Source organism: Weizmannia sp. FSL W8-0401, assembly GCF_038009125.1.
Taxonomy (GTDB): domain Bacteria; phylum Bacillota; class Bacilli; order Bacillales; family Bacillaceae_C; genus Weizmannia; species Weizmannia coagulans.
Map to the genome: position 1 here is coordinate 2,772,599 of NZ_JBBPAG010000001.1, position 11,502 is coordinate 2,784,100.

Sequence of the window (11,502 nt, forward strand, 5' to 3'; positions counted from 1 at the left end):
ACCGGCCCGACAGCCAAAACGGGCGAACCCCCGCTTACGATTCGCTCACAATTTTCACGCCAGAGCTGGCCCCGATTCTTGTCGCGCCGGCTTCAATCATGGCTTCCGCTTCTGCTTTTGTATGAATTCCGCCCGAAGCTTTGACGCCGGCTTTGTCCCCGACTGTTTGCCGCATGAGTTTTACATCCTCTACCGTGGCACCCCCTGTTGAAAATCCGGTTGACGTTTTGACAAAATGGGCGCCAGCCTTGACAGACAGCCTGCAAGCCAATTCTTTTTCTTCGTTTGTCAATAAGCAGGTCTCAATGATGACCTTGACCAATTTTCCTTGTGCCGCTTCCACGACCGCACGGATATCCGCTTCCACGGCTTCTGTATTGCCGCTTTTCAATGCGCCGATATTGATGACCATATCAATTTCATCCGCGCCGTCCCCGATTGCTTTTTTCGTTTCAAAGGCTTTTGTCTCCGCCGTTGTGGCGCCAAGCGGGAAACCGATGACGGTACAGACTTTCACGCCTGTTCCAGCCAGCTCTCTGGCAGCCAATTTCACCCAGTAAGGATGAATGCAGACAGATGCAAAATGATATTGTGCGGCTTCTGCTGTTAATTTTAAAATGTCTTTTTCGGTTGCTTCCGGTTTTAATAAGGTATGATCAATATACGCTGCAAGGTTCGTCATAAAATTTCCCCTTTCAATAGGATCGATTATTCTGTAATGATTTTATGGATCAGTTTTGGTTCCTCGCCGTGATCGGAGATGGTGATATTGTCGTATATTTTTTCCTTTACTTCTTCGACTGCTTCCCGGTTTGCATAAATCGTGGCGAGCGGTTCCCCGGCTTCTACCCGATCCCCGACTTTTTTCCGCAAAACGATTCCGACTGCAAAATCAATTTTATCTTCTTTCGTGGCGCGTCCTGCCCCCAGCATCATTGCCGCAACCCCGATCTGGTCTGCAACCATTTTGGAAACGTACCCGGAAGTTTTTGCCGGGAGATCGATCGCATAATTCGCTTGCGGCAGTTTTTCCGGATGGTCAATCACAGAAGGATCCCCGCCCTGGTTGGCGACAAATTTTTTAAACTTTTCAAGACCGGCGCCATTCGCGATGGCTTCTTTCAGCATCTTCCTTGCTTCTTCCAATGTCGTTGCTTTTCCGGCAAGCACCACCATCTGGCTGCCGAGCGCAAGCACCAGTTCCGTTAAATCGTCAGGGCCTTCTCCTTTTAGCGTATCGATGGCTTCTTTTACCTCGAGGGCATTCCCGATGGCATATCCGAGCGGCTGGGACATATCGGAAATCACGGCCATGGTTTTGCGGCCGACATGGTTGCCGATCCGGACCATTGTTTCAGCGAGGCGGATGGCATCTTCTTCATTTTTCATAAAAGCGCCGGCGCCTGTTGTGACATCTAAAACAATGGCATCTGCACCCGCAGCAATTTTTTTGCTCATGATTGAACTTGCAATCAGCGGAATGGAGTCCACCGTCGCAGTGACATCCCTGAGTGCGTACAGCTTTTTATCAGCGGGGGCCAGGTCAGCGGTTTGTCCGATAATCGCGACTTTTTCCCGGTTCACCAAATCAATAAACTGGTCTGTCGTAATTTCAACATGAAACCCTTGAATGGATTCCAGTTTGTCAATGGTACCGCCTGTGTGCCCCAAGCCCCGGCCCGACATTTTCGCTACCGGGACGCTGAGTGCTGCGACAAGAGGGGCCAGGACAAGCGTTGTTGTGTCACCGACACCGCCGGTTGAATGTTTGTCCACTTTGATGCCGTGGATGGCGGACAGATCAAGAGTCTCCCCGGAATGGACCATCGCCATGGTCAGATCCGCGATTTCACGGTCTGACATATCCTGGAAATAGATGGCCATAGCTAGGGCGCTTGCCTGATAATCGGGAATGGTGCCTTCTGTATACCCCTTCACAAAAAAGTTGATTTCTTCTGTTGCCAGTTCTTTGCCGTTCCGTTTTTTTTCAATAATATCGATCATCCGCATGGCTCGTCACCTTTCTTTTCAGCGTAGTTCGTTCAAAAAGCTGGTCCCGATTTTGGGCGCACGGACACCGAAGTTCTCTGCGACCGTTGCGCCGAGATCGGCAAACGTCTGCCTTACAGGAAGGGCGCGGCCTTCTTTAAAACGCGGGGAGTAGACAAGCAGCGGCACGAATTCCCGTGTATGGTCCGTTCCTTTAAACGCCGGGTCGTTTCCGTGGTCAGCTGTAATAATCAGTAAATCTTCTTCCGACAGTTCCGGCAGCACTTCATCCAGCCGTTTGTCAAACGCTTCAATCGCTTGTCCGTAACGGATCGGATCACGGCGGTGGCCGTATTTCGCGTCAAAGTCGACAAGGTTTGTAAAACAGAGGCCGTGGAACGGTTTTTTCAGTTCGTCTACTAATTTATCCATGCCGTCCATATTGCTTTCCGTGTGGAATCCTTTTGTAATCCCGTGACCGCTGAATATGTCGTTGATTTTGCCGATGGCGATGGAATCCAGCCCGCTGTCTTTGATAAAATCCATCACAGTTTCTTCCGTTGGTTCCAGTGTAAAATCTTTCCGGTTGGATGTTCTTGTAAAATTATCGGCGGACGTTCCGACATACGGCCTTGCAATGACGCGCCCGATCCGGTAAGGCTCATCAATCGTCAGCCCCCGCGCATATTCGCAGATTTTGTACAATTCTTCAAGCGGGATGATTTCTTCATGGGCCGCAATCTGGAGAACAGAATCCCCGGAAGTATACACAATCAGCTCCCCTGTCTCCATTTGCCTTTCACCGAACTGCTTAATGATTTCCGTGCCGCTTGCCGGTTTGTTCCAAAGCACTTTGCGGCCGCTAAAATCCTCGATTTTTTTTATCAATTCATCAGGGAAACCTTCCGGAAACGTGTGCAGCGGGCTTGTGACAGGAAGGCCCATCATTTCCCAGTGGCCGTCCATACTGTCTTTCCCTGCAGAAATTTCCTGCATTTTGGTGAAGAAAGCTTTCGGATGCTCCTGAACCGGCACCCCAACGAGCGGATTTTCTGGACGGATATTGGACAATCCCATCGCTGCCATATTCGGGACGTTGAGCCCGTTCATTTTTTCGGCAATATGGCCGAGTGTGTCGCACCCTTCATCGCCGTACTTTTCTGCATCGGGCGCTTCTCCAATTCCGACCGAATCCAGTACAATAATCGATACTCTTTTAAATTTTTCTGCCATCATTGTTCTCTCCTTTATGCCAAAACATGGTTTGAAAACTCACTTGCCTCATTTGCTGGTACTGCTCAGGCACCCCGTTGTGAAAACAGAATGACAGCCACATTGAAAGGTTTACCTGAAAAAACGGTTGGCCGGCAGGCAGCAAGGAAGACCCGGAAAACGCGGTAAATATTTTTACCTGCTGTAATCGCTTCCTTTCGCCCCCATCATAGCCCTCTGTTTTTTCTTTGTCAATATCTGGGACACAGCGATATTGGGGGCGCCTGTTTTTTCGCGCGTTGCGTCCATTCAGGATTGGCTTTATTGCAAGCCGGCAATCTGGAAAATCCAGCCAATCAGCACACCCGTTTTCCGCGGACCTTTTATCCCGGCATTTGTATTGCGCTATGTTGCTTGGCTATCACAATGCAGGAAACCGCATGCCTGTTTTCTTCTTTTACCGGAACCCCTACTTTATCCCTGTTCCATGCCCAGCAATTGTTTGGCGGTATGTTGATCGGTAATCAATACGTTTGCATAGCCGGCTGTAAGTGCCGTATGGGCAGGAAGGACTTTCCGCCTGCCGCCCGCAATGAGGATGGACCATTCTTTTTTGCGCAGTTCCGCAAGTTCAATGCTCACCGTCCGCCTGTCAATCGACGTGTCGCATATCTTTCCGTTTCGGTCTATAAACCGTGAGCACACATCCCCGACCGCTTTTTCCATCAGTTTTTCTTTTTCTGCTTCGGTAAAATAACCGAGCTTAAACAGCAAGGCCTCTTCATCTGCAGCCCCGACCGTAAAAATGGCTGCCTGGGCTTCCCTGCCTTTCTCTATAATTTTTTGGATGGATTGATCTTGCATGACGATTTCCATGGCTTCCGCCTTTTCAAACAACAGCGGCAACGGAAAATAGACAGGGAGCGTCTGCAGGGCATTGCCGAAAAGCATTAACGTTTCCCATGCGTACGTGTTTACATGCGAGAAACTCGTCCCGCCTTTTAACTGTACCACTTCTGCCCCTTTTACATGCATTTTCGGAAGTTTTGCCGCGACCTCATAGATGGTCGATCCCCAGCTGATGCCGATACTCATACCGTTTCGGATCAACCCGCTTAAATATTCGGCCGCCCGGATGCTCACATAATGCAGAATGGTTGCCGGATCTGATGCAGGTGAAAACGCGACACACGCCTCTTTCAGGCGGTATTTTTCGGCCAGCTGCTGCTCGAGTTGCTGCAAATCCACGAAAGGATCCGCAATTTTAATTTGCACATATCCTTTTTCTCTCGCGTATTGCAGCAATCTGGAAACCGTCGGGCGTGATATTTTCAAATGTTCAGATATCTCTTGCTGGCTGTAGTTCAATTGATAATAGAGCTCTGCCACTTCAATGCTTAACTTGCTTTTCTCCATTTCTTTCTTCATCAGGTTCCCCTCCCCGGCCTGACACGAAAATGGCGCTTTGTGTAAAATTTTTTTGGAAAATCGTGCAGCGCGGCAGCATGGCTTGGCATGCAAACATGCAGCAGCCCTTTCTGCCTTTATTTTAACCATTCTTCTTTTCATTTGGCAATCGGGTTTGTGAAATTATTTTCATGTCCGCGTTTACAAAATTTTTCGGGCGTGTTATATTGGCACTAGAATTCAAGATGCATCTTGGTTTGACTATCTTTTCACCTTTTTCAACAATTCAGGCATGCTGCATCCGGCCATTTTTACGGATGACAATTTCAGTAAAGGAGCATCATAAAATGAGCACACATATTGGCGCAAAACAAGGCGAGATTGCTGACACGATCCTGTTGCCGGGAGACCCGCTCAGGGCGAAGTATATTGCGGAAAATTTCCTTGAGAACGCGGTATGCTATAACGAAGTGAGAAATATGTTCGGATTTACGGGAACGTATAAAGGCAAAAAAGTATCGGTCCAAGGCACAGGCATGGGCATTCCTTCCATTTCGATTTATATCACGGAACTGATGAAGGATTACGGTGTGCAAAATTTAATTCGTGTCGGGACATGCGGCGGCATTCAAAAAGATGTCAAAATCCGCGATGTCATTCTAGCCATGGGGGCATCGACCGACTCCCAAATCAACCGGAAAATTTTCGGTGCAATGGATTACGCACCGCTGGCAAATTTTGACTTGCTGAAAAGCGCATACGAAAGCGGCGTGGAAAAAGGATTGAATTTGAAAGCCGGCAATGTGTTCAGTGCAGATTTATTCTATGATGACTACGCTGACCACGAAAAATGGGCACAATACGGCATTTTGGCCGTAGAAATGGAAACTGCAGCCCTTTACACGCTGGCAGCCAAATATGGCAGAAAAGCACTGGCAATTTTAACGGTCAGCGACCACCTGTTAACTGGGGAAGCGACAACGGCCGAAGAACGCCAGACTACATTCAATGACATGATCCGCGTTGCTTTAGATGCTGCTGTAAAGTAAGCAAAAAATGTTGCCGGCCGGTTTATCGGCCGGCTCTTCTTTTTCCCGGAATCTATTGCCCTCCCTGGTTTTTCTTCCCTTTCCTGTAAACTGAAAATTTAATCTTTGAAAATAATTTTATGCTTGCGTTTACTATTGTTCAATTCAGTGTTATATTCACTTTGTGAAACAGAACACAGCCACCATGTTTTTGTATGATTTTTTTCCGAAAACATTTGAAATTTCAGATGTAACCGGAAGCGTACAAGGGACATGCTGAAAGCTTCATAAACGTTTTGTTTATCTTAATGGAAAGAAGGTCTGTGCCATGTTCGGATATTTGCTTCTCAACATCGTTGGCATTTTGGTATTTATTGGCGTCGCTTATTTATTGTCAAAGGATAGAAAGAATATTCATTGGAAATCCATTTCCGTGATGGTTATCCTCAATATTTTCCTGGCCTGGTTTTTAATCCGTTTTCCGGTAGGGCGCGCCATGGTGCATGGGGCAGCATACGGTTTTAACTGGCTCGTGCAGACGGCTTACGACGGCATCGGGTTTGCATTTTCCAGCTGGGTGCATGTCAAACAAATGGACTTTTTCGTCAGTGCGTTGCTTCCGATCCTGCTCGTCGTTCCTTTATTTGACATTTTAACTTATTTCAATGTATTGCCTTGGATTATCGGCAAACTCGGATGGATTTTGTCCAAAATTACCGGCCAGCCGAAATTCGAGTCGTTTTTCTCTGTTGAAATGATGTTTCTGGGCAATACGGAAGCGTTGGCGGTTTCCAGCCTGCAAATTAAAAAGAACAGCCCGGAGCGGAATTTAACGCTGGCGATGATGTCGATGAGCTGCATTACCGCGGCTATTATCGGGGCCTATACACAAATGGTGCCGGGACAGTTTGTGCTCTCTGCAATTCCGCTCAATATTATCAACACCATTATTGTGGTCAACATCCTGAACCCTGTAAAGATAGATCCGGATGAAGATAAAGTGGTGGAAGTCAAAAGAGAAGAAAAAGAACCTTTCTTTTCTTTCCTTGGCGACTCCATTCTGGCAGCGGGCAAATTGATTTTGATCATTGCCGCTTCTGTTATCGCTTTTGTCGCACTTGCCGCATTGATTGACAAACTTCTGATGCTCATAGCCCCTTGGCTGACACTGGAATCGATTTTGGGCATCATCTTGTTCCCGTTCAGCTTTTTGCTCGGGCTGCCGGCAGACCAGGCTTTCCATATGGCACAATATATGGGGACAAAGCTGGTTACCAATGAATTTGTCGTAATGGGTGAAATTGCGCCAAAAGTCAATACGTTCGCACCACATTTCCGCGCCGTCCTTTGCACGTTCCTGATTTCTTTTGCGAACTTCTCGACGCTGGGGATGGTGATCGGTGCGTTTAAAGATTTGTCGGACAAGGCCACCGTCAACCATATTTCGAAAAATGCAGGCTATTTAATCCTTTCCGGTATCCTTGTCTCACTCATGAGCGCCGGCTTTGTCGGTTTGTTTGTATGGTGATAGGATGATCATGTGTAAAATTTCCCCTGAAAACAGGGAGCTTCGTTCCGGAAGAATAAATATAAAAAAATCCGTGCACCCTTCCTGTTCGCGGATGGGGTGTACGGCTCTTTAGATGAGGTCTCCTTCTCTATCTGATACCTGGACAGATGGTGAAGAGATGTCGAAGGAGCCGCTCGTTTTCCGACTTGTTGCTGGCTTTTCATCTTTCTGCTGTTTGAAAAAACGGTTTCTGTCTGTTCATGCCGGCGGGAGGTGTAGCAAACATCCCGTTCTAAACAGGGCGGTTGCCAATAGAACATACAAATAAAAAGGGAATGAATCAAAATGTCTCATCACCAGCTCTATCATGATCGCACGCTGTCTTCCGGCCGGCCATCCTTATGGCAGGCCTTTTCTGATAAATCCATTGTAAAAAGGGAAATCACAGCCGGAATAACCGGTTTTTTTGCCATTTCGTATATCATCATTGTGAATCCGATGATTTTGGCGGATGCCGGGATTCCCGTCAACTTGAGTGTATTTGCCACCATTTTATCTTCCGTGGCTGGCTGCCTGATTATGGGGTTTTGGGCAAATGCACCCATCATCCTGACGCCCGGAATGGGAGTCAATGCCTTTTTTACGTATACGATTGTGGTCAATATGGGATTGCCATGGCAACAAGCGCTTGCGATTTCCATGCTGGCCAGTGTGCTGTATATGCTTGTGGCTTTTACAAAACTGGGCACAGTGTTATCGGCGGCCATCCCGGCTTCCTTGAAAACCGGCATTACAGTCGGAATCGGGTTGTTTCTTGTTGAAATCGGGCTGGAAAAGGCATCTTTGATCCAGCCGGGGAAAGCTTCATTAATCGAACTCGGCTCTCTCACCAATCCGAATGTCCTTCTTTTCTTGTTCGGCCTTTTTGTCAACTTGATGCTTTTTATCAAAAAAGTTAACGGCGGATTTTTGATCGGCATTGCAGTGACAGCTATTGCCGGCATCCTGTTTGGCATCCGCGGCAGCGAATCCGCGCATGTGTCCTTATCCAATTTTACGGGCTATGGCGCGATTGTTGGGAAAGGGGATTTCTCACACCTGCTTTCTCTCCCGTTTTTGCTTGCAGTCTTTTCCATGTCGATGATCCTTATTTTTGAATCGATGGGCATGCTGGAAGGAATCCTCCCTGATAAAAGGAATTTCAAACGGACTTTCGAAGCGAGTGCTGCGACAAGCTTGATTTCGGGTATATTGGGCACAAGCCCGACCGTTGCCGCTGCAGAAAGCGCGGCCGGAATCGAAAGCGGCGGCAGAACGGGGATCATGGCGGTAACAGCCGGCATTCTGTTTGCCTTATCGCTTTTCTTTACGCCGCTGTTGGGTTATATTCCGCAGGCTGCCATTGCGCCGATTATCTTCATTACCGGCGCAATCATGATGCAGCAGTTAAAAGACCTTCATTTCGATGATTTCAGCAGCTGGTTTCCGGCATTTTTGATCATCGTGCTGATTCCTTTTACGTCCAGTATTTCCACCGGCCTTTCTTTTGGTTTTGTAGCTTGGCCCGTTCTGAAAATCCTGGAAGGGAAGGCAAAAACATTGCACCCTGTAATGATTTTATTAGGGGCTTTATTTCTGATCAACTTGATCTGCAGTGCTTTATTATAATAGGAAGAAAAGCGAAAAACCCGTCAGGAAATGAACTTTCCAGGCGGGTTTTTTTGTGGCGCCGCGATGCCGCGGGAGAACATTTCGGATAGGAAAATTCCTGGAAAATCAAACAGTGTCCCGCAAGCCGGCTGGCAGCGGGACACTGTTTGATTTGCTACAATTTTTCTCCGTTTGTTGCACGCTGACGATCATTGCCCTGCCCAGACACCCCTGTTGAAAACATTTCTGACTGCAGCCCATGCCGTTTTGCCCTTCATCCGTTCGCCCCGTCTTAGTGCAGGGCTCCGCCTGTTTCCACCAGATCTTTTTCGGTCGTGGCGGAGACGGAAACAGCAATTTCAAGCGCTTTGACGATCGTTTCAAGGGACATGCTTGGAGCGCCTGTTTCGGTTGTTTGTTCCGGAATATAAGGCACATGGATAAAACCGGCGCGGGCCGGTATGTTGTTTTTTGCCAGATGGTGCATGACGCCGTAAAACAGGTGGTTACAGACAAATGTGCCTGCTGTGTTGGAGACAGCAGCCGGGATTCCCGCCTCCCGCAGCTGCCTCGTGATCGTTTTAATCGGCAGCGTCGACCAATAAGCCGCGGGGCCGTCCGCTGCAATCGGGTCGTCAATGGGCTGATTATGCTGATTGTCCGGGATGCGGGCATCATCGATATTTATCGCCACACGTTCCGGCGTGATTTGCGTGCGCCCCCCTGCCTGCCCGACGCAAATGACAACATCGGGCTTTTCGCGTTCAATGGCCTCAGCAGCGATCCGGATCGATTCGTGAAATACGGTCGGCACTTGCTGCGTGACAATGTGAATGCCTTCCATATTTTTTCCGTCCAATTGCTTGATGGCTTCCAGGGCAGGGTTTACTTTATCCCCGCCAAAAGGATCAAAACCGGTTAAGAGTACTTTTTTCTCCATTTTCCTCTCCTCCTTCAATAAAGTGCAATGATCTCTCGTTTAATCTCGTATTCTCCAAATTTCAAATGGATATAAGCAGGGTAAGGCCCAGCCTCCTATTTGACTAACAGATACATCAATACAATGTTAAATGCAAGTGTCAGCAACGCGGTTGGCACTTGTACACGGATGACATGGTTTTTATCTTTTAAATCAAGCAGCGCAGCCGGCACAATATTAAAATTTGCTGCCATCGGGGTCATGAGCGTGCCACAGTAACCGGCGAACATCGAAAGGGCTGCAATCTGGTCCGCATTGGCACCGAACCGCTCGATCAAAAACGGAATCGCAATCCCGGCCGCCATCACCGGAAAAGCGGCGAACGCATTGCCCATGATCATCGTAAAAAGTGCCATCCCGACACAGAAAACAAACACGACCCAGAAAACCGAATTTTCCGGAATCACTTTTGTAATCAGGCCTGACACCACTGTACCGACCCCTGCTTTTGTAAAAATGGTACCGAGCGTCGCCAGCATTTGCGGAAGGACAACAGCCCAGCCGATTGCTTCCAAAAGGCGCCGTGATTCTTTAAACGTGGTTTGCGGGCGGCTTTTTGTCAGCATCATTGCGGTAAGGATGGCAATCATACACGCCACCCCGAGCGCGACAAGCGTCGGATTGGAAGGATCCAGCAAAAGACGCGAGCCAATTTTTACATTGGCCAGCAATTTTGAGCCCAATACGGTTAAAACCGGGATGAGAATTGCCGGCAGAAAAAGCTTGTTTCCCAACCGCTTGCGGCTTTTTTCCCGCTCATCCGCACTCACCCCGTTGTAGCTTCCCTTTTGCAGGCCGCCAAATGCGACAATTGCCACCATGGCAAGCACCATTAACCCGGTGTAAAAAGGCGGGATCACTTTTCCAAACAAGAGTGTAACGGCATAAATCAGGTAAAAAAGGCCGGACGGGATGCGCCTGCTGTTTGCCTGATCAAAAAAAGTGTAGGCAGAGCAGAAAAAGCAAACGATTCCCATGATGATATAAATCCACTCAGTTGAAATGATCATTTTTCCACATCCTTGCTTCCGGTTTTTCCAAGCTTGCGGTCCAGTTTCCGGTCAAAGAGACGGAGCCGGATGGAATGGACGATAAATACAAATATGGCTGTCGGCAACCCCCAAAGCGCCATCGAAATCGGATCCGCTTTAATGCCGTTTTGGTCAAAAAATCCTTTCATTAAAAGAATGGCGCCGACCGCAACAAAGATATCTTCTCCGAAAAACAGGCCGATATTATCGGCAGCAGCCGCCTGGGCACGGATTTCTTCTCTGTCTTCTTCCGGAACATCGCCGTATTTTGCTTCCGCCGCCCCTTCAGCCATCGGCGCGATGAGCGGCCGCACTGTCTGCGGGTGCCCGCCAAGGCTGTTCAGGCCGAGCGCTGCGGCAATTTCACGGATCAGCAGATAAAACGTGAGGATTTTACCGGCCGTTGCTGCTTTGATTTTGGAAACGAGATGTTTCGCCTGTTCCTGCAACCCGCTTCTTTCCAAAAGGCCGATCACCGGCAAGGTAATAATTAAGATGGACATATAGCGATTTGTTGTAAAAGCTTCCCCGAATTGCGTAATCAGTTGTTTCAGCGGGAGGCCCGCGATCAATCCGGTGACAAGGCCCGAAACGGTCACAACGACCAGCGGGTTAAATTTGAGTGCAAATCCAATGATAATCAGTGCAACACCGATCAATACCATACCCGTTCACTCCTTTTCTATATACAGATAG

10 protein-coding genes are annotated in these 11,502 nt (G+C 48.3%); 3 read left to right on the forward strand and 7 right to left on the reverse strand.

Annotated features, from left to right (window positions below; translation table 11 throughout):
- Positions 1-34 precede the first annotated feature (34 nt).
- From deoC to NSU00_RS13555, 4 genes are all read right to left on the reverse strand, one after another.
- Positions 35-682, reverse strand: a complete 648-nt coding sequence (gene deoC, locus NSU00_RS13540) for a deoxyribose-phosphate aldolase (protein ID WP_340703814.1) — start codon at positions 680-682, stop codon at positions 35-37.
- A 26-nt stretch (positions 683-708) separates the two neighbouring features.
- Positions 709-2,010, reverse strand: a complete 1,302-nt coding sequence (locus NSU00_RS13545; RefSeq protein ID WP_340703815.1) for a pyrimidine-nucleoside phosphorylase — start codon at positions 2,008-2,010, stop codon at positions 709-711.
- A gap of 18 nt (positions 2,011-2,028) precedes the next feature.
- Complete coding sequence (locus tag NSU00_RS13550; RefSeq protein ID WP_017554393.1) at positions 2,029-3,222, reverse strand: phosphopentomutase; 1,194 nt, start codon at positions 3,220-3,222, stop codon at positions 2,029-2,031.
- Positions 3,223-3,675: 453 nt separating this feature from the next.
- Positions 3,676-4,629 carry a sugar-binding transcriptional regulator gene (locus tag NSU00_RS13555; RefSeq protein ID WP_340703816.1) on the reverse strand — a complete coding sequence of 318 codons (954 nt, stop codon included), beginning with the start codon at positions 4,627-4,629 and terminating at the stop codon, positions 3,676-3,678.
- Between the two features lie 326 nt (positions 4,630-4,955).
- On the opposite strand from NSU00_RS13555, the gene deoD reads away from it, so the two are divergent.
- The 3 genes from deoD to NSU00_RS13570 all read left to right on the forward strand — a co-directional run bounded on the left by deoD (position 4,956) and on the right by NSU00_RS13570 (position 8,814).
- Positions 4,956-5,657, forward strand: a complete 702-nt coding sequence (gene deoD / locus NSU00_RS13560; protein ID WP_013860540.1) for a purine-nucleoside phosphorylase — start codon at positions 4,956-4,958, stop codon at positions 5,655-5,657.
- A gap of 307 nt (positions 5,658-5,964) precedes the next feature.
- Positions 5,965-7,164 (forward strand): NupC/NupG family nucleoside CNT transporter, encoded by a 1,200-nt coding sequence (locus NSU00_RS13565; protein ID WP_340703817.1) that lies wholly within the window; start codon positions 5,965-5,967, stop codon positions 7,162-7,164.
- 327 nt (positions 7,165-7,491) lie between these two features.
- Positions 7,492-8,814 carry an NCS2 family permease gene (locus NSU00_RS13570; RefSeq protein WP_340703818.1) on the forward strand — a complete coding sequence of 441 codons (1,323 nt, stop codon included), beginning with the start codon at positions 7,492-7,494 and terminating at the stop codon, positions 8,812-8,814.
- 274 nt (positions 8,815-9,088) lie between these two features.
- Here the strand turns inward: NSU00_RS13570 and pcp are convergent, their stop codons facing one another.
- From pcp to NSU00_RS13585, 3 genes are all read right to left on the reverse strand, one after another.
- Positions 9,089-9,736 (reverse strand): pyroglutamyl-peptidase I, encoded by a 648-nt coding sequence (pcp, locus tag NSU00_RS13575; RefSeq protein WP_061566243.1) that lies wholly within the window; start codon positions 9,734-9,736, stop codon positions 9,089-9,091.
- Positions 9,737-9,831: 95 nt separating this feature from the next.
- Positions 9,832-10,785: a DUF979 domain-containing protein gene (locus tag NSU00_RS13580; RefSeq protein WP_019721583.1), complete on the reverse strand. Its 954-nt coding sequence runs from the start codon at positions 10,783-10,785 to the stop codon at positions 9,832-9,834.
- Positions 10,782-11,471: a DUF969 domain-containing protein gene (locus NSU00_RS13585; protein WP_013860546.1), complete on the reverse strand. Its 690-nt coding sequence runs from the start codon at positions 11,469-11,471 to the stop codon at positions 10,782-10,784. The genes NSU00_RS13580 and NSU00_RS13585 overlap by 4 nt, the downstream gene beginning before the upstream one ends.
- Positions 11,472-11,502: the final 31 nt, after the last annotated feature.

Excerpts from the sequence above, each read along its gene's own strand:
- deoD (WP_013860540.1), top strand. The coding sequence starts at position 4,956 with ATGAGCACACATATTGGCGCAAAACAAGGCGAGATTGCTGACACGATC.
- pcp (WP_061566243.1), bottom strand. The coding sequence starts at position 9,736 with ATGGAGAAAAAAGTACTCTTAACCGGTTTTGATCCTTTTGGCGGGGAT.
- deoC (WP_340703814.1), bottom strand. The coding sequence starts at position 682 with ATGACGAACCTTGCAGCGTATATTGATCATACCTTATTAAAACCGGAA.
- NSU00_RS13565 (WP_340703817.1), top strand. The coding sequence starts at position 5,965 with ATGTTCGGATATTTGCTTCTCAACATCGTTGGCATTTTGGTATTTATT.
- NSU00_RS13580 (WP_019721583.1), bottom strand. The coding sequence starts at position 10,785 with ATGATCATTTCAACTGAGTGGATTTATATCATCATGGGAATCGTTTGC.
- NSU00_RS13550 (WP_017554393.1), bottom strand. The coding sequence starts at position 3,222 with ATGGCAGAAAAATTTAAAAGAGTATCGATTATTGTACTGGATTCGGTC.
- NSU00_RS13555 (WP_340703816.1), bottom strand. The coding sequence starts at position 4,629 with ATGAAGAAAGAAATGGAGAAAAGCAAGTTAAGCATTGAAGTGGCAGAG.
- NSU00_RS13545 (WP_340703815.1), bottom strand. The coding sequence starts at position 2,010 with ATGCGGATGATCGATATTATTGAAAAAAAACGGAACGGCAAAGAACTG.
- NSU00_RS13570 (WP_340703818.1), top strand. The coding sequence starts at position 7,492 with ATGTCTCATCACCAGCTCTATCATGATCGCACGCTGTCTTCCGGCCGG.
- NSU00_RS13585 (WP_013860546.1), bottom strand. The coding sequence starts at position 11,471 with ATGGTATTGATCGGTGTTGCACTGATTATCATTGGATTTGCACTCAAA.